Below are 16,683 nucleotides of genomic sequence, written 5' to 3'. Positions count from 1 at the left end.
TTAATTTTTTATTTTTTTTTCTGAAAGCCATCCATAGTGATGGCTTTTTTTGTGGCGTGTTGATAAGGTCTGTTGATAATTATTAATGGATCAGCCTGTAACTTTTAGCAGTTCTTACTTACTAACGTATTATTATATCTAAATTAATAACATGCTTAGCGTAAGAAACATTGTTAAACAGTATGCCAGCCACCGGGCATTAGATGAGGTAAGCCTCGAAGTACCGGAAGGAAAGATCTTCGGCCTGTTAGGCCCGAATGGTGCAGGCAAAACTTCCCTCATCCGGATCATTACACAAATTACCGGCCCCGACAGCGGTGAAGTATTCTTTAATGGACAGCGCCTGAATGCTGACCATATTGCTCAGATAGGCTATTTGCCTGAAGAACGTGGGTTGTATAAGAAGATGGAGATTGGTGAACAAGTTCTTTACCTGGCGAAATTAAAGGGGCTGAGCACTCAGGAAGCTACTAAACGCATCAAGTACTGGTTTGAGAAACTGGAGATGCAGGATTGGTGGAAAAAAAAGGTGGAAGACCTGAGTAAAGGCATGCAGCAGAAAGTGCAATTTGTTGCTACAGTGCTTCATCAGCCTGAGCTGATCATTCTGGATGAGCCATTCTCTGGCTTTGATCCTGTAAACGCAGACATTATTAAAAATGAGATCCTGGAGCTGAATAAGCAAGGTGCGACGTTCATCTTCTCCACCCACCGCATGGAGTCTGTAGAAGAGCTGTGTGACCATATCGCTTTGATACATCGTTCAAAGAAAATTTTAGACGGCTCTGTAGGCGATATCAAGTCAACCTACAGGAGCAATACTTATTGGGTGGAATACGAAGGTGACTATAGTTTAACCCAGGCAGACCCAATATTCTCTGTACTGGAAAGCCAACAACTCGGCAATACAACCAGAATAAAGATTCAGCTTCGCCCTGGGCAATCTGCTAATCAGGTGCTCCTCGCACTGCTTCCTCATGTGAGCATTCAACGCCTGGATGAAGTAATCCCTACCATGAACGACATATTTATTGATAAAGTTAAAAACGTAAACTAATGGCCACAAACAAGACCTTACTAATTATCGAACGTGAATATATGTCGAGGGTTAAAAAGAAGTCATTTATTGTAATGACTTTACTTGGCCCGCTTATCATCGCATTATTCTATGGCTTAATCATTTACTTTTCCATTCAGGGTGTCTCCGGCACATCAGATAAGATTGCTGTGGTGAATGAAAACAAGACGATTACAGAAAAGCTGAAGTCGAACAAGAACATTCAGTATGCCTACGTTTCGACCCCACTTGCTGATATGAAAAAATCGGTAAAGAATTCCGGCTACGATTATATCCTATACATTCCTGATTTTCCGCTGGACAAGCCTGAGGGCGTTCAGATCCTTGGTGAAAAGCAAGCGGGCATGAACCTCAGCGGACGGGTATCCGACCACATTGAAGAGCTGATCCGCAATCAGAAGCTGAAAGCCTCCGGCCTCCAACAGGCAGATCTGGATAACCTTAAATCCTCGGTGAACATTAGTGTTAAGAAAATTGCTGAAACCGGTGAAGAGGAGGATTCCAGTGCAGGTGTAAGCACGATCATAGCTTACGTTTCGGGAATCCTGATGTTTATTTTTATTATGCTTTACGGGATCCAGGTCATGCGGGGCGTTATTGAAGAGAAAACAAGCCGGATTATTGAGGTGATGATCTCTTCAGTGAAACCTTTTCAGCTGATGTTGGGTAAGATTGTCGGCATTGCATTGGTTGGCCTGACCCAGTTTTTATTGTGGATCGTGTTGACCACTGCAATTTCAACTGCGGTGATTAAGGTTTTCGTATCAGACGAGGATTTAAAGCAAACCACCATGGTGCAGAACGATGGTGGTAAAGTTACCTCAGCTGCCGCAGTTAAGGATAGCCCTTTTGGCGATATCCAGAAGAGTATGGCAAACCTGGAAGTTGGAAAGATCGTGGTGGTATTCTTATTCTTCTTCTTTGGAGGTTACCTGTTCTACAGCGCCCTGTATGCCGCCATCGGCTCTGCCGTAGACAATGAGACGGAAACCCAACAGTTTATGATGCCCGTCATGATGCCACTGTTCCTGGGCTACGCTTTGTCTTTAAGTGTGGTGACCAATGATCCTTACGGTTCGATTGCCTTCTGGTTGTCGATGATTCCTTTTACCTCTCCTATCGCCATGATGGTGCGATTACCTTATGGTGTGCCGGACTGGCAACTGGCTTTGTCCATGGCAATTCTGGTTGTTGGCTTTATTGGCACGGTTTGGGTTGCATCCAAGATCTACCGCGTCGGTATTCTGATGTATGGTAAAAAGACAAACTTCAAAGAGATGGTAAAATGGTTTACCTATAAAAATTAATTCATGAGAGCAGCTGTTATAGATCTTGGCACAAACACCTTCCACCTCATTATCGCTGATCTGGAGGCTGGAAACGGAGAACTGATCTATAAAACCACTGTTCCAGTGAAGTTGGGAGAAGGTAGGATCAATGAAAACATTATTATCCCTGCGGCCTTCGAACGAGGGCTGGCAGCGCTGGAAGCTTTCGCAGCAACAATCAAATCACACGAGGTGGATGTAGTGAAAGCTACAGCCACCTCTGCTGTACGTAGCGCTTCCAATGGGAAGGCCTTCGTTGAAGCAGCCCTTGAAAGATCCGGCATTGCCATTGATGTAATCGATGGAGATACTGAAGCAGCCCTGATCTACAAGGGGGTGCAGGCGACCGGGCTGATCACAGCGACGAGTTTGGTCATTGATATCGGTGGTGGTAGTACAGAGTTCATCCTTTGTACGCCGACTGAAGTGATCTGGAAAAAAAGCTATAATATCGGTGCTGCACGTTTGATGCAGGCATATTTTAAGTCAGACCCGATCAGTGAAGACGAAAAATCTGCCATTTATCACCATTTGGCAGCACTAACGGCTGAGCTGCTGCAACAGTGTGAGCAGCACAGGCCTCAGAAACTCATCGGCTCGGCAGGTGCCTTTGAATCCTTCGCCGGCATGCTGATGATTCAGAACAACAGGCCCGCGAATGATATTGCCTCTGGAGAGATCAACTTCATGCAGTATCTGCAGCTGGCTGGTCGGCTGATTGACTCTACACATGAACAGCGCTTACATATGGAGGGGCTTATTCCGCTCCGGGTAGACATGATCGTGATCGCAGCGCTACTGGTGAACTTTGTGCTCGAAAACACGCGCATCAGACAGCTTAGCCTTTCCACATACGACCTGAAAATGGGGGTTCTCGCTAGGCTGAAAGAGGATTACAACTTAGACAATTCTGTATAAAGTTTTTCTGTTGGCAGTCCCATGACATTGGTGTAGGATCCTACGATCTTCTCTACCCCAATCATGCCAATCCAGTCCTGTACGCCGTAAGCACCAGCTTTATCAAAGGGGTTGTAATGGTTCACGTAATAGTTGATCTGCGCAGTATTCAAGGGCCGGAAATAAACTTCCGTTACATCAAAGAAGGTGTGTAATGCGCCCTTATAGGCCAGGCTTACACCGGTAAACACCTCATGCATGTTTCCAGAAAGCTTAGTGATCATCTCCACTGCATGTGCCGCATCTGTAGGTTTTCCAAGGATTTCATTTTGAAAGGAAACAATGGTATCTGCAGTAATCACAACGGCTTTCAGTTGGTCGGGAAGAAAGGCTTTAGCTTTCTGCTCACTGATATATTGTGCAACCTGATGTGGTTTTAAGCCTTCAGGGTAACTTTCATCGATATCTTTAAGCAGTACCTCAAAATCAAGATCCATAAGCTTTAAAAGCTCATGACGACGTGGTGATTTTGAAGCAAGTATAATTGGATGATTTTGAACAAGCATAGTTTTTAAGTTTTTGCTAAAATAAGAAAAGCGGCTGTAAGCCGCTTTCATAATGATAATAATGTCTTTTATATTGCTGAATCTGCTGCCGAGGGATTAGGGTCGAACCACTTCCCCTGAATTTTGAGTACCTTTTCAATGACATCTCTAACGGCAGTTTTACCGCCATTATAAGGGGAAATGTAGGTTGAAAGCGCCTTAATCTCCTCTACCGCATCCGCCGGACAAGTTGGTAGGCCCACAAGCTTCATGATCTTGTAGTCAGGGATATCATCCCCCATATACAACACTTCTGCGGGTTGAAGCTGGTACTGCGCTAAGATCTGTTCGAAAACAGCTACTTTATCAGACACTCCAAGATAGATATTCTTGATGCCCAGGCCTTCGAAGCGTTTTTGCATGGCCTCACCACTCCCTCCGGAAATGATGCAGACATGATAGCCCTTTTTAACCGCAAGCTGAAGGGCATAGCCATCCTTAATGTTAAAGCTGCGCAGAAACTCTCCGGTATTTGAAGCCAGGATATCCCCGGTCGTTAACACACCGTCAACATCAAAAATCAGCGTCGTGATATCCTGTAGCTTCTGCAGAAACATTAGTCCTGGTTATCGCGCCATTCGTACACCCATGCCGACTGGATTTGCTCCAGATGACCTTCATTGCTTTCTTCTCTTGTACCTTTGAAGTTCGGCAAGGTAAGTACCCATTCCAATAGTTCAGTGAACCGTACACGGTAGATTTTACCTTCATTAAATTCATCTCCGAACTTTTCATAAAGTTCTTGTGCGATGTCTTCATAATCGTTCCAATAAATTGGAAGCGCAAATTTATCCTGCATATTCGTTTATTTAAATTTGATTAGTGACCAAGGAATTCCGACTGATCCGGAATGGTAACGGAGATATCTCCTGATAAAACTACACACTGACAACCCAATCTGGAGGTGATCCTCGGGCGAACAGCTCTGTCAATAAAATCCTCTTCCTTGTCTGAGATTTCCTGAATATTATCCATACCAGCAGTTACATATACATGGCAGGTACTGCAACCGCAAACACCGCCACAGTTGTGTTGTAATTGGATTCCGTTGTCCAGGCAAACGTCAAGAACGTTTTCACCTCCGGCGATCGGAAGCTCCACAGGTTCTTTAGTTTTATCTTCGAAGTTTATTTTTAATTTATAAATGCTCATAATCGTGTTCAAAAATAAGAAGCGTAAACCGCAATATTGTTATAGGTGCGTCTTTTTAATACTTTCACTTAAAGTTTTGTAGATCTCCTGCAGGTCCGGGCGATCATCTAAAAGCCGCAAATGTTTTACCATAGTCTCCTGATCCCCTCTAACTGCAGGGCCGGTCTGGACGTCGAAAGGCACAGCATTCTCTATCTTGCGGGCAGTCTCGACAATCAAAGGTTTCAATATCTCGAAGTCAAGACCACGCGCTTGCAAAAGGGCATGCCCTAGATGATATAGGTGATTGCTGAAATTACAAGCGAACACTGCGGCAAGATGTAGAACTTTGCGCTGTTCTGAATCCACCTGATAATGAGTCGTACTAATTAGAGTTGCGGCAGCTTCTAACACCTGCATGGCAGTGGTGGAATTTGCCTCCAGGCACATGGGGGTATCAGATAGGTCGAGTGCTTTTTGCTTAGAGAATGTTTGCAGAGGATAGAAAACGCCTTTGTTTTCAATTCCTTGAAGTACATCTATGGCGGTAGCACCAGAAGTATGTGCCACCACACCATGAAGGTGCTGCAAGAACGGCACGAGATCTTGAATGACATCGTCTTTCACGGCAATGAGATACAAGTCCGCATTGCGGTCTAATGAAGAAAGATCATCAATTGCTGGTGCATGCAGCTGTTCGGCCAGGTGCTCCGCATTAGCCTTGCTCCTGCTCCAAACCTGCGTAATCTGCTGTCCTGATGCGCTGAAAGCTAATCCCAAGTGGGTAGCGACATTTCCCGATCCCAGAAAAACAATCTTCATTTGATGTACATTAATTTAAAAAACAAAACCTGCAGCTTCATACTGCAGGTCCTGATTAGTTTGTGGTAAGTTCTTTTTTCCTCCTGATGATCGACAGCATAAAGCCAACAACCATCACAATAGTACCCACCCAATATAAGTTGATGTAAGGGAACTCAATAGATTTAAATACAACCCAGTCTTTTGCTTGCTGTGGTTTTTCATAAACCTGAAGTTCAACCGTATTCTGTTCCGGTATGATCTTGGTAAATCTTACCCGAATACCGAGTTCATCAATATTCCTGGCGAAGTCGAAGGTGTTATTCCCTTTAACCAGGAATATCGGCTCAGCTTTATAGATCTTTCCATTTAAGTTGATTTCGATAGGCAGTCCTACGGCAACATCTTCCTTAGCAAGCACCAACTGTTTAGCCGTAGGCTTGAAGTTCAACGGCTTCACCGTAAGAATACCACTGCTGGTATGAACGGTGTCACCTGGCTTAACGCTCAGAATTCGAGGTGCCTTATAGTTCTCTTCAGGCGAGTGCCCTTCGTGATCTTCATGCTCTTCCTTCTCCGCAGGTGCACTGGTGATGTGTGTGTAAATGTCTGAAGTCAGGTAATGCTTGGTATCTGGCGAGGCGATCAGGCCCATCTTTTCGTTCGACTGAACGTGTGGGTTCAAATCGAAATCTTCTTTGATCTCACCAGTCTTAGGATCAATAACCTTAAAGTTTAACTTATAGTAGGTATTCGGTGCTATGGTGCTATCGCTAACATAAGTAACCGTGTAGCGGCCCATGGTTTTAGGCTCATTCTTATAAAGCACCATGTTTTCGCCAGGCTTTTCGGCCTTTTCAAAGTCCTTCACCGGGATGAAGTTACTTGCGTTAAGTGATATCGGCTGACTGGTTGCCGAAGCTACCAATGCGCCCACCAATAGTAGCGCAAAGCCCATGTGGGCAACTGCTGCACCAACAAGCTTGCCTTTACCACCGAAGCCCACAACCAGGATCTTCGCATTCGAAAGAATGGCAAATACACATGAAAAGGTCAGTAAGATGTACATAAGGTTGGTATAAATACCCGCGATGTACACATACACTCCAGTAACAACAACCGCGAATACTATGCTACCGACCAAATTGCTATAGAACTTCCTGGCATTGGTGCGTTTGTATTTGAGGAACTGTGAAAATCCGGAGATAACCGTGATCAGAATGGCAAATGGTGCCTGCCACTGGTTATAGTATTTAATAGGATCAATTGGTGGCGCGAAGTTGGTACCAAAAACCTTGTTGAATACCGGTACTGAGGTGGTGAAGATCACCTGAATACAAGCCACGGTTACAACAAGTGCACCAATGAACATCCAGAACTCCCGTGAATAAGTCTCTTCATCTTTATTCGTGATCGGCAATTCCTTCCATCGTAGCGCCATAAAGATCACCGGGATGGCAAGGAACACCACGTTGTAAAGAATCAGGTGCCCGAACATCCCCAGGTCAGTAAAGGAGTGTACAGAAGTTTCACCCAGAATACCACTTCTGGTCAGGAAAGAAGCATATAGTACCAGAATAAAGCTTAATACAACCAGCGTAATCGCGGTAAAGAAAGCGTGTCCCGTGTTTTTAAATGCGATTAGCACGTGAACCCCTGCAATCAGCATCAGCCATGGAATAAGCGAAGCATTCTCCACCGGATCCCAGGCCCAGAATCCACCAAAGTTCAGCGCTTCATAGGCCCAAAATGAACCCATGATAATCCCTGCGCCAAGAATCATTACTGCGAACAACGACCAAGGTAGCGCTGGTTTAACCCAGTCCTTATACCTGCGCTGCCATAAACCGGCAACGGCATAAGCAAAGGGAACAACCATACTCGCAAAGCCAAGGAACAAGGTAGGCGGGTGAATAACCATCCAGTAGTTCTGAAGCAAGGGGTTTAATCCGCGGCCATCAGTTATAAATTTCAAATAATTTTTAAAGTTTTCCGGATCAGCGAAGACTACCGGTGCCATCGCTTTCAGATCTACGGCATCACGCAAAAGGATGAAAGGTGAACTACCAACACGGGTACCCAGGATATCTACTCCGAGCAACATAGAGGTTAAAAACACCTGTGAAAACGCAACAATGGTCATCACCCCATTTTCCCAGCTCCTTGCTTTCCAGATCAGGATTAATCCAAGCAATGATTGCCAGAATGCCCAAAGCCAGAAACTACCCTCCTGTCCTTCCCAGAAAGCCGATACAATGTAATACACCGGCAGTGCTTTAGAAGAGTGGAAGTAAACGTAATAGTATTCGTTATAATGATTTAAGATCAGGTAAAACAAAGTTGCACCGATAGCGATAATACTCACCATGTTGGTGATGAAACCAAGGCGACCTAGCCTGGTCCAGGAATTATTATCTAGTTCTTTGTTTGTAGTCGCAAAAAAGTAGGAGATGGTTGAAAATAAAGAAGCGGCAAAAGCAAGGACAATAAAAAACTGTCCGACTTTCCCGGGGAGGAGGGTTTCTCCAATAAATTGTGTATCCATTAAGGGCTTTAGTATTTTGAATCTATTGAGGTTGTTCTACAGTTCCATCTTGCTTTACTTCAACAAGATTGTCATTATATTTTGAAGGACATTTCATCAGAATTTTAGAAGCATAGAACGTATCTTTCTCCATCTTTCCAATCAGCACGAGTTTCTCGGAACGCTCGAAATCCTGAGGTTTAGTGCCATTATAAACAACTTTGTTCACTGCACCTTTCTCATCTTTCATATAGAATGCAAAATGATTCGCATCTTTCTCCGCATCGTAGTACATGCCTTTCTCTTTTTCCCAATAACCCATTACATGGAATTCACGGGATTCCTTTGCTGCATCCTGAAAAGTTGAATAACTGCTGGTATCAGCATTCAAACTCACCAAAAAACAAACACATAAAGCAATTGTGATTAAACCTATAATTGCACTTTTTTTCATGGTATAAATAAGATTTAAAGCTTCTCACAAAGATAAAAATTAAACCCACCTATTAGACCGCCGCTTTCTGCTATTCATGTTCTTGACGATATATTGATAGTTCTCTGACAATGGATTGGGGTTTTATGTAAGCAAACTGCAGTTTTAAAAAATATTATTCTAAGTATTGGGTTTTAATCATCAAAGGCATGGATTTTTGCATTCTCAATACCTTCGGTTTTGACACACGTCTGATGTATGGCTCCCAGCCATGACGTTTATAGTAATCCTGATGCTCCATCTCCGCCGGGTAAAACTTATCCAGCTGTATCAATTCAGTAACGATCATATTTCCAAACCTCGTGCTGTCCAAGACCTTTCTCAAAGCAAGCAATGCTTTATACTCTTGCTCATTGCGGTAAAAAGCTATGGAACGATAGTCGGAGCCAATATCGGGACCTTGTCGATTCAACTGTGTTGGATCATGCGCCTCGAAAAAGGCATTCGCCAGCTGTTCAAAGCTGATCACCTTTGGATCATAGTATACCTGCACCGCCTCTGCATGCCCTGTCGTTCCCGATAACACTTCATCGTAGCTTGGATTTGCAGTGCTACCACCGGCATAACCACTAATTGCTTTATTAACGCCTTTAAGCTGAATCATACACTCCTGCATGGCCCAAAAACATCCGCCGGCAAAGGTTGCCACCTGCTCCTTAGCTTGAGGCTCAGGAAGCACCGCAAAACCATCCAGCTCCTGGATCTCCTGCATGCTGGAGCTTGTGCAGGACAAAAAGATGCTGAGCAGCAACACAACAAAAAGCGGAGTTCTGATTTTCATATCCTTCGTTTGTTATATATACGCCACTGTCGCTGAAAACGTATGTTTCTGATCTTCAAACAAAAGTCATATAAACGACAAAGCCGCAGCAGTTTGAAACTGTTGCGGCTTTCCATATGATTTATTTCAGCTTACGGCCAAATACCAAGGTTCATGTAGGAAACGGCGATCTTGTCAATAGAACCAACAAAAGCAGCCATTCTTAAGGTATCAACACCAGGCTTAACCTTTAAAGTCTCTCTGATCTCGTGGTAAGAATGGATCATGGTGTCCTCAAGACCAGAGTTTACCAACTCCATCTCAGAAGCTCCTTTTACTAACATTGAGCGGTGTTCTGCAGGAATGCTCTTTCCAGTTAAGCTTTCAAGAGTATTAATCAGATTCGCATTTGAGTTTTCCGCATAACGGTTTTCCATACGACCAAAAGCAACGTGTGAAAGGTTTTTCAACCACTCGAAATATGAAACGGTTACACCACCAGCGTTGCAGTACATATCTGGAATAATAATACCACCCATTGCAGTGAAGATCTCTTCCGCACCTGGCGTAGTTGGTCCGTTTGCACCTTCAGCAATGATCTTTGCTTTGATGTTTCTGATGTTTGCTTCTGTGATCTGGTTTTCCAAAGCCGCTGGCACAAGGATGTCACATGGCTGTTCTAAACCTTCCATCGAGTTTTTAAACTCCGTAGCGCCTTTAAAGCCAAGGATTGAACCGGTTAACTTACGGTGAGCAAATACCTCATCGATGTTAAATCCATTCTCGTTGTAAATTGCGCCTTCAAACTCGCAAAGACCTACGATTGTTGCGCCCATTTCAGAAAGGAATTTCGCAGAGTGGTAACCCACATTTCCTAATCCCTGAACAATTACACGTTTATCACCAAGACCTGCTTTCAAGCCAAGCTTAGCCATATCTTCACCTACGCTTACACATTCTCTGATTGCAAAAGCAACACCGCGACCGGTAGCTTCCTTACGCCCACGGATACCGTGCAATGCAATCGGTTTACCCGTAACACAGCCTAACGCGTCCAGAGAACCTGGATTCATGGTCATATAGGTGTCGGCGATCCAGCTCATTTCACGCTCCCCTGTTCCGTAATCCGGTGCAGGAACGTCAATACCAGGACCAATGAAGTTCTTTTTTATTAATTCTGTAGTATACCTACGGGTGATGTTCTCCAGCTCACTTACCGTATAATTTTTCGGATTGATCCGGATACCACCTTTTGCACCACCAAAAGGAACGTTTACGATGGCACATTTATAAGTCATCAATGCAGCTAATGCCATCACTTCATCCTCATTCACCATTTCACTGTAACGGATACCACCTTTAGTAGGGCTCATGTGGTGAGAGTGCTCCACACGCCAGGCATCAATAACTTCAAAACCATTTCCCCTTCTAATTGGAAACTGGAAACGATATACACTGTTGCAAGCTTTAATTTGATTCAGTAGACCTTCCGGATGGGAGGTGAATTTTGCGGCGTTGTCAAAATTCGCACATACGTCTGTAAAGAAGTTTGTTTCGTTTGCTAGATTAGCCATTATTTGTTTTTTATGTTTTTCGTTAGTTTACCTCATTAAGGCTGCAAAATTGCATTAAAAAATATCATTTATGCAAATGGCCATGAGCTTAGTGTATTCGTCACACCTAAGCATTTAGTCGTACAAAACAAGGATTTAAGAGGATAGAATTAGTTTTTCGGATCAGAATATTTTTCTAATTTTTTTAATCTTCTGTCGATTGAAAATAAAAATAAGATCAAACCGATGAGGATTATAGCCGCACATGCCACGACCACGTAGATTTTACCTGAAGCATAAATACTTTCTTCCAGGGAAGATGATGCGCCCTGCGCAAATATCTGAAGGCTTACTGTTAACATTAACAGTGTGAATAATATTTTTTTCATGATTATAGCGTCGTCGTTTTATCTAGTGCACGTACCCGGAATTTAAGCGTGTATATCCAGTATCCAATCAGGATCCAGCCCAGACATGCAGGATAGAAAACCGTACGCATACGACTGTCCAGGTCATAGGAATTAAAGCCAGGGTTCCCGCCATTCCCCGGGTGCAGCGAATCAGACAATCTTGGTAAAACAAAAAGCAGCACCACCATCATTGGAAATGCAAATATGTTATAGATGGCCGAAATTTTAGCACGCTTTTGTTCCTCATCAATGGCGTTGCGAAGTACCAGGTAAGCAAAATACAGCAGCAAAGCAATTGCAGCAAAGTTTTGCTTGACGTCAAAGCTCCATGCCTGCCCCCAGGTGTACTTTGCCCATACCGCGCCTGTCACAATTCCAAGAACGCCAAAGACAATCCCCACGTTCACACTCTCCACCGCTTTCAAGTCGTTTGTAGGATTGCTGGATAACAGATATTTGATGCTGTGAAAAACCGAAACGCCAAACAAAATAATCATACTGAACCACATCGGAACATGGAAATACAAATTCCGGATACTTTCATGTAGTATGGGCAACTTCGGTACACTATTCAAAAAGCCGGCAACGGTGGCATACAATACCAACACAGAACCCAAAACTTTCCACCAGTCTTTATACATGGATAACAGATTTTAATCGCGCCAAAGGTAAGGAAATAACAGTAAAGAAACGGCGCAGACCAGTACATTAATGACTAGTAGCATACCAATTTCATCTATGCTAACGCTCCGGTCTAAGCCGTCAATGGCGTTTTTCGTTAGTTTGATCAACACAATCAGCACCGGAATGATCACCGGAAAGCTCAGTATGGCCATCAACATTCCACCATTTCCAGCCTTGGAAGAAATCGCGGAGATCATGGTAAATATGCTCGAAAAGCTTAAACTGCCCAATATCGTGGCAAGGAAATAAAGGCCGAGATCCGCGGGCACGTAGCCAAACACCATGATGTAGAATCCGAGTGCAATGACCGTGAGCAGCATCATCAGCAAAATGTTATACAACGTTTTGGAAATAATAAGCGCAAGCGGACTGGCAATGGTGTAAATATAAAGTTGCCTTCCCTTACTTTCCTGCAAAAAGCTCTTTGACACCGCATTTATGGAGGCAAAAAGCATGATGATCCAGAACAGCGCATTCCAGGTTACCGGGTTAGCGCTAACGCGCGACAGGAAACACACGAATATGGTCGACACCACGTACAACAGCACACCGTTCAACGCATATTTCGAGCGCCATTCTAAAAGCAACTCCTTTTTTACCAAAAACTTTACCTGATCAAATAACGTCATCAATAAAGCAATCTAAACCGACACTGCGTTTGCCGGAGGAAACACCTTTTTAGGACTCCGCACCGTAATCAGCGCTAAAGCACCTGCCAGGATTACAAACCAACCCCATTTGTATTTCACCACACCTGCGGCGAAGTTGATGGCTTTTTTAAAATGAATGAAACTGAAGGCGTCGTGAGATTTGAAATACACGCCCGCAAGCGTCACCAATACAAGCGTAACGCCCAGCCATCCACATATACGCATCAGCCTGGATCTCTCCATGAAGGATGCAGCAAACGCAACCAGCACTACAAGGTAGAATATGGTTGCTATGGAAACATCAAGATCGAAATAGTTCCGGTTGCCGATGATCGGAAGGTGAACCAGGGGGCACATACCCCCTACCGCCATAAGCGCTGCTCCAACAACCCCTTGAATTTTCATACTAGCCTTGCGTATTGATACCCATTTTATCTGCAAAATGCGCACAGTAATCACGCAGATCCTCAACAATTAACTGCTCTCCAGTTGCTTTAAGGAAGGTATCACCCATTGTTTGCAGGGTCTCGTAGAAGAAACGCTTCATTTCATCTACCGGCATATCCTTCGTCCAAAGGTCAATACGCAAAGAGTTCTTGTAGTTATGATCCCATAAAGCCAGCATCATAGATTTTACAGGCATCTGCTCTTTATTCTCTGCATCAGTAGACTCCCATAAAAGGTTCTCAGGCACATTATTGTCGTCCAGCTCTACGGTAATTTTAATTTCAGCTTTTTTCATCGATTCTATTATTATCAGGCAAATGCATTCGCCTGCGGTTTATGTTATGGTTTTATTAGCTATTCAGCACACTTAACTTCAGTATAAATACAAAAACAAGCGTAAAAATAATGAAAGCACATTCGATCACCCAAAGGTTCAAGGTTGAGGGAATGAACTTTCTGAAGATCTGATCAGAAAGAAATGATATCACAACAGCCAGAAAACAAACTGCTATCCACAGTCCGTTCACCTGGTGATCAATGCCGTTGGTTATTTCAGGCTTACCGAAAATAAGCAGGCCAGCCATTACCAGACTTAAGGCAGTTACAATATTCAGCGGCGTCAGTTTAAAATTCAAGTCCTTTACCTTTTAGTTTTCTTTCTTTTCCAGGCTGGTGTTTTATCGGTTTTCTTCTTTACCTCGAAAACACGTTTTTTCTCATGAAAAGCACCTTTAAAATCCGGATCTTCTTTTCTCTTTTGAGCATCAATTTCCCTTGCCATCGCCTGGCGCTCTTCGTAAGGCGTCTCTTCCACAAATACTTCCGGTGGAAGTGGCATAACCGGGATGGTCTGTCGTATTAACTTCTCAATCTTCCGGATGTAATACTTTTCGGCTTCTGTATAAAATGTTAATGCCTCACCCGTTGCCAGAGCACGCCCGGTACGACCAATGCGGTGTACATAATCTTCTATAATTATGGGCACGTCAAAGTTTATGACGTGACTTACGTCAGAGACATCTATTCCTCTGGAGGCCACATCTGTAGCTACAAGCACGCGGATATTGCCCTCTTTAAATGCACTAATGGAATTGATCCGGGTGTTCTGCCCTTTGTTCGCGTGAATTACACGAACGTTCTCCGCACCAAAACGGCGGCTGATAAATGCAAAAATGGAATCTGCAACAACCTTGGTTTTACAGAAAATGATCAATCGTTTAACCGCGTCATCGTTCTTCAGCAAATGCTGCAGCAAGTTTATCTTAGTTTTGAAGTTCGGAACTTCATAAAAGGTCTGTGTAATGGTTGCTGCAGGCGTTGCACGCTCTGCCGCCTCTATAACCGTCGGATTTTTCAGGAAATCACCTGCAATCTTCTGCACCAGATCACTCATGGTCGCAGAGAAAAGTAAATTCTGCCGCTTTCTTGGCACAATTTCGAGAATCCGGTGGATGGAGCTAATAAAGCCCATATCCATCATCTTGTCGGCCTCATCAAGTACCAGGAAACGCAGACTTTGTGTGTTAATGTGTCCTGCAAGATAGATATCCAGAAATCTTCCTGGAGTAGCAATGATAATATCCACGCCGGCTTTCACCTGTTCAATCTGGGTCTTTGGACCGATACCGCCATAAACCACCACAGCCCGCAAGTCAGTATATTTTGCAAACATCTTTACATGATCTGCAATCTGCATGGCAAGCTCACGTGTTGGCGAAAGGATCAGTGCACGCGGATTTTCTCCCTGTGCATATTTCAGTTGCATCAGCATTGGCAGCAGGTAGGCGGCTGTTTTTCCAGTGCCGGTTTCTGCAATACCAAAGATATCCTGTCCGGATAATACCGGAGCAATGGCCTTTTCCTGAATCGGCGTAGCTACGGTAAAACCGGCATCTTCTACAGCATTTAAAATCTGTCGGTTGAGTTTAAACTCTTCGAATTTTTTGGACATTCGGCAAATATAGGCATTAAAATAGCTGTGCGAGGCCTTCGGCCAACTATTATACATTTTGACCTCTGGCAGACTTCCAGCAGGCAACATCCGCCTTTTGCAGCACCTGCTGTTCTACGGCTTAGCTTTGCTCCAGGAATGGCAGCGCAATACACATGGAATCCGCCTCCGAATGGAAAAACGATTCAATCTTATCAACGGTCCGCTCGGTAGCCAGGTTCGTGTTGAAATATTGGATCACAGATGCTTTCATGGATTGCACTTGCTCCTGACTCATGGCCAGGGCGCTCTGTATAGCTTCATCAAGTGATTCATAACTGGTATAAGTGATGCAGTTTTTCAGATGTTCTAACGGTGGATAGAATAACTCGTTATATTGCAGAATAGGTATCGTTCCAACAGCCATAGCTTCAAACGCATTATGAGACCAGGGCATTCTTACTCCTGGCAGGCAGAGATAAAAATCCGATTTACTTAAAATGGACAACCAGTCGTCATCTGGAGTTCTGGCTTCACTAATGATAAACTTATGTCTTGCTGTTTTAGCACTCAAAACACCATACAGGTGTTCTTTACTGCCTGATCGTAAGATTGCCGGATCTTCTGCATATTTAGCATCAATGTGGTCGAGTACTTCAACCCTGGAGATTGTACCTGCAAATTTCTCCTTCAGAATGGATTTACTATATAACTTGCGTTCGAAGTTGCCGGCAAAAATAATTCGGGCACACCTACTCTGCTTTCGGTATATGGCAAAATCCGAGGCCTTTAAATACTGTTGGTAAAACCTCGGGTGAAGCGTGTAGGGCATGTAGTACGCGTCTATTTTATCCCTGATCAATGCATATCCATAGGTAAACTTAATCAGCTTCTTCCTTTGGCCTCCTTCATGAAGCACAACGGTGTCTTCTTCCTCCTCCGTATTGCGAACCAATTTGAAACCCTGATCCAGCAGCATTTTCTTGTACGGTGCATCGTCAGCAAAGAACCCTTCATTAACCCGGAGCACCGGCTCAAAGCCACTGAATTTGAAAACCTGACAAAGGATAAATGAATACCGGCCCATATCCTTGTTCAGGATACGGTTCGAAAAGGTGATCACCGCGGTTTTATGATCCGCATTAGGCGGCACCTTGCCTTTTGTTTGGGAAAAGTATTTTAAAAGCCGTGTAAGCTTGCTCGGAATGTTTTTAAGTTTACGCTCAATGTACATCGTAAGATCTAATTTCGTCTGCTGCGCATATAAGGTAGAAAATATTCTGTAAAAAAAAACGGTTGACCGGTGCTTAGCCGGGTCCGTTCACAATCAATCGCCTATTTAAATACTTCAATAAAAATACTTTATTAGTTTATTTACTGCAGCATACATCA

20 protein-coding genes are annotated in these 16,683 nt (G+C 43.8%); 3 read left to right on the top strand and 17 right to left on the bottom strand.

All coding sequences use genetic code 11. The features are described 5' to 3' along the window. The first annotated feature begins 151 nt into the window (after positions 1-151). Genes AC5WJX_RS00230 through AC5WJX_RS00220 form a run of 3 tightly spaced genes read left to right on the top strand, consistent with a single transcriptional unit; the run spans position 152 to position 3,324 of the window. Positions 152-1,057: an ABC transporter ATP-binding protein gene (locus AC5WJX_RS00230; protein WP_494482854.1), complete on the top strand. Its 906-nt coding sequence runs from the start codon at positions 152-154 to the stop codon at positions 1,055-1,057. Continuing rightward, complete coding sequence (locus tag AC5WJX_RS00225) at positions 1,057-2,385, top strand: ABC transporter permease (protein ID WP_494482853.1); 1,329 nt, start codon at positions 1,057-1,059, stop codon at positions 2,383-2,385. The genes AC5WJX_RS00230 and AC5WJX_RS00225 overlap by 1 nt, the downstream gene beginning before the upstream one ends. 3 nt (positions 2,386-2,388) lie before the next feature. Beyond that, positions 2,389-3,324, top strand: a complete 936-nt coding sequence (locus AC5WJX_RS00220; RefSeq protein WP_494482852.1) for a Ppx/GppA phosphatase family protein — start codon at positions 2,389-2,391, stop codon at positions 3,322-3,324. Here the strand turns inward: AC5WJX_RS00220 and AC5WJX_RS00215 are convergent. The 17 genes from AC5WJX_RS00215 to AC5WJX_RS00135 form a co-directional block, all read right to left on the bottom strand. Then, entirely contained in the window at positions 3,300-3,869 is a 570-nt protein-coding gene (locus AC5WJX_RS00215) for a Maf family nucleotide pyrophosphatase (protein WP_494482851.1), read from the bottom strand. The genes AC5WJX_RS00220 and AC5WJX_RS00215 overlap by 25 nt on opposite strands. A 68-nt stretch (positions 3,870-3,937) precedes the next feature. Next, entirely contained in the window at positions 3,938-4,465 is a 528-nt protein-coding gene (locus AC5WJX_RS00210) for a KdsC family phosphatase (protein WP_494482850.1), read from the bottom strand. Further along, positions 4,465-4,707: a Fe-S cluster assembly protein IscX gene (gene iscX, locus AC5WJX_RS00205; RefSeq protein WP_440430141.1), complete on the bottom strand. Its 243-nt coding sequence runs from the start codon at positions 4,705-4,707 to the stop codon at positions 4,465-4,467. Before iscX ends, AC5WJX_RS00210 begins: the two co-directional genes overlap by 1 nt. A 20-nt stretch (positions 4,708-4,727) precedes the next feature. Next, the gene (locus AC5WJX_RS00200; protein ID WP_440430142.1) at positions 4,728-5,060 is read right to left on the bottom strand and encodes a 2Fe-2S iron-sulfur cluster-binding protein; all 333 of its coding nucleotides are present in this window, start codon (positions 5,058-5,060) and stop codon (positions 4,728-4,730) included. 39 nt (positions 5,061-5,099) lie between these two features. Beyond that, complete coding sequence (locus tag AC5WJX_RS00195; RefSeq protein ID WP_494482849.1) at positions 5,100-5,861, bottom strand: Rossmann-like and DUF2520 domain-containing protein; 762 nt, start codon at positions 5,859-5,861, stop codon at positions 5,100-5,102. 55 nt (positions 5,862-5,916) lie between these two features. Continuing rightward, entirely contained in the window at positions 5,917-8,385 is a 2,469-nt protein-coding gene (locus AC5WJX_RS00190; protein WP_494482848.1) for a heme lyase CcmF/NrfE family subunit, read from the bottom strand. A gap of 22 nt (positions 8,386-8,407) precedes the next feature. Further along, positions 8,408-8,818 carry a cytochrome c maturation protein CcmE domain-containing protein gene (locus AC5WJX_RS00185; protein WP_440430145.1) on the bottom strand — a complete coding sequence of 137 codons (411 nt, stop codon included), beginning with the start codon at positions 8,816-8,818 and terminating at the stop codon, positions 8,408-8,410. A gap of 154 nt (positions 8,819-8,972) precedes the next feature. Beyond that, on the bottom strand, positions 8,973-9,638 hold the full coding sequence (msrA, locus tag AC5WJX_RS00180) for a peptide-methionine (S)-S-oxide reductase MsrA (protein ID WP_494482847.1): 666 nt from the start codon (positions 9,636-9,638) through the stop codon (positions 8,973-8,975). 131 nt (positions 9,639-9,769) lie between these two features. Further along, positions 9,770-11,191 carry a Glu/Leu/Phe/Val family dehydrogenase gene (locus AC5WJX_RS00175; protein ID WP_494482846.1) on the bottom strand — a complete coding sequence of 474 codons (1,422 nt, stop codon included), beginning with the start codon at positions 11,189-11,191 and terminating at the stop codon, positions 9,770-9,772. Between the two features lie 149 nt (positions 11,192-11,340). Then, positions 11,341-11,559, bottom strand: a complete 219-nt coding sequence (locus AC5WJX_RS00170) for a CcmD family protein (protein ID WP_440430148.1) — start codon at positions 11,557-11,559, stop codon at positions 11,341-11,343. A 2-nt stretch (positions 11,560-11,561) separates the two neighbouring features. Continuing rightward, a complete protein-coding gene (ccsA, locus tag AC5WJX_RS00165; protein ID WP_440430149.1) occupies positions 11,562-12,221 on the bottom strand; it encodes a cytochrome c biogenesis protein CcsA in 660 nt (219 codons plus the stop codon). A gap of 12 nt (positions 12,222-12,233) precedes the next feature. After that, positions 12,234-12,893: a heme exporter protein CcmB gene (locus tag AC5WJX_RS00160; RefSeq protein ID WP_440430150.1), complete on the bottom strand. Its 660-nt coding sequence runs from the start codon at positions 12,891-12,893 to the stop codon at positions 12,234-12,236. A gap of 12 nt (positions 12,894-12,905) precedes the next feature. Beyond that, on the bottom strand, positions 12,906-13,319 hold the full coding sequence (locus AC5WJX_RS00155) for a hypothetical protein (protein ID WP_494482845.1): 414 nt from the start codon (positions 13,317-13,319) through the stop codon (positions 12,906-12,908). Position 13,320: 1 nt separating this feature from the next. Beyond that, positions 13,321-13,656: a gliding motility protein GldC gene (gene gldC, locus AC5WJX_RS00150; protein ID WP_440430152.1), complete on the bottom strand. Its 336-nt coding sequence runs from the start codon at positions 13,654-13,656 to the stop codon at positions 13,321-13,323. A gap of 55 nt (positions 13,657-13,711) precedes the next feature. Continuing rightward, positions 13,712-13,996 (bottom strand): hypothetical protein, encoded by a 285-nt coding sequence (locus tag AC5WJX_RS00145; RefSeq protein ID WP_494482844.1) that lies wholly within the window; start codon positions 13,994-13,996, stop codon positions 13,712-13,714. Between the two features lie 5 nt (positions 13,997-14,001). Next, the gene (locus AC5WJX_RS00140) at positions 14,002-15,312 is read right to left on the bottom strand and encodes a DEAD/DEAH box helicase (protein WP_494482843.1); all 1,311 of its coding nucleotides are present in this window, start codon (positions 15,310-15,312) and stop codon (positions 14,002-14,004) included. 121 nt (positions 15,313-15,433) lie between these two features. After that, positions 15,434-16,525, bottom strand: coding sequence for a hypothetical protein (locus tag AC5WJX_RS00135; RefSeq protein WP_494482842.1), 1,092 nt, complete (start codon positions 16,523-16,525; stop codon positions 15,434-15,436). Positions 16,526-16,683 lie beyond the last annotated feature (158 nt).

Source organism: Pedobacter sp. NEAU-ZC8 (genome assembly GCF_059278965.1).
This window is presented reverse-complemented; position numbering and strand designations above follow the sequence as displayed.

Bases quoted from the DNA above. Each gene is read 5' to 3' on its own strand.
- AC5WJX_RS00175 (WP_494482846.1), bottom strand. From the start codon at position 11,191: ATGGCTAATCTAGCAAACGAAACAAACTTCTTTACAGACGTATGTGCG.
- AC5WJX_RS00185 (WP_440430145.1), bottom strand. From the start codon at position 8,818: ATGAAAAAAAGTGCAATTATAGGTTTAATCACAATTGCTTTATGTGTT.
- AC5WJX_RS00210 (WP_494482850.1), bottom strand. From the start codon at position 4,465: ATGTTTCTGCAGAAGCTACAGGATATCACGACGCTGATTTTTGATGTT.
- AC5WJX_RS00215 (WP_494482851.1), bottom strand. From the start codon at position 3,869: ATGCTTGTTCAAAATCATCCAATTATACTTGCTTCAAAATCACCACGT.
- AC5WJX_RS00190 (WP_494482848.1), bottom strand. From the start codon at position 8,385: ATGGATACACAATTTATTGGAGAAACCCTCCTCCCCGGGAAAGTCGGA.
- AC5WJX_RS00170 (WP_440430148.1), bottom strand. From the start codon at position 11,559: ATGAAAAAAATATTATTCACACTGTTAATGTTAACAGTAAGCCTTCAG.
- AC5WJX_RS00195 (WP_494482849.1), bottom strand. From the start codon at position 5,861: ATGAAGATTGTTTTTCTGGGATCGGGAAATGTCGCTACCCACTTGGGA.
- iscX (WP_440430141.1), bottom strand. From the start codon at position 4,707: ATGCAGGATAAATTTGCGCTTCCAATTTATTGGAACGATTATGAAGAC.
- AC5WJX_RS00140 (WP_494482843.1), bottom strand. From the start codon at position 15,312: ATGTCCAAAAAATTCGAAGAGTTTAAACTCAACCGACAGATTTTAAAT.
- AC5WJX_RS00225 (WP_494482853.1), top strand. From the start codon at position 1,057: ATGGCCACAAACAAGACCTTACTAATTATCGAACGTGAATATATGTCG.
- AC5WJX_RS00200 (WP_440430142.1), bottom strand. From the start codon at position 5,060: ATGAGCATTTATAAATTAAAAATAAACTTCGAAGATAAAACTAAAGAA.
- AC5WJX_RS00135 (WP_494482842.1), bottom strand. From the start codon at position 16,525: ATGTACATTGAGCGTAAACTTAAAAACATTCCGAGCAAGCTTACACGG.
- AC5WJX_RS00220 (WP_494482852.1), top strand. From the start codon at position 2,389: ATGAGAGCAGCTGTTATAGATCTTGGCACAAACACCTTCCACCTCATT.
- gldC (WP_440430152.1), bottom strand. From the start codon at position 13,656: ATGAAAAAAGCTGAAATTAAAATTACCGTAGAGCTGGACGACAATAAT.
- AC5WJX_RS00155 (WP_494482845.1), bottom strand. From the start codon at position 13,319: ATGAAAATTCAAGGGGTTGTTGGAGCAGCGCTTATGGCGGTAGGGGGT.
- AC5WJX_RS00160 (WP_440430150.1), bottom strand. From the start codon at position 12,893: ATGACGTTATTTGATCAGGTAAAGTTTTTGGTAAAAAAGGAGTTGCTT.
- msrA (WP_494482847.1), bottom strand. From the start codon at position 9,638: ATGAAAATCAGAACTCCGCTTTTTGTTGTGTTGCTGCTCAGCATCTTT.
- AC5WJX_RS00230 (WP_494482854.1), top strand. From the start codon at position 152: ATGCTTAGCGTAAGAAACATTGTTAAACAGTATGCCAGCCACCGGGCA.
- ccsA (WP_440430149.1), bottom strand. From the start codon at position 12,221: ATGTATAAAGACTGGTGGAAAGTTTTGGGTTCTGTGTTGGTATTGTAT.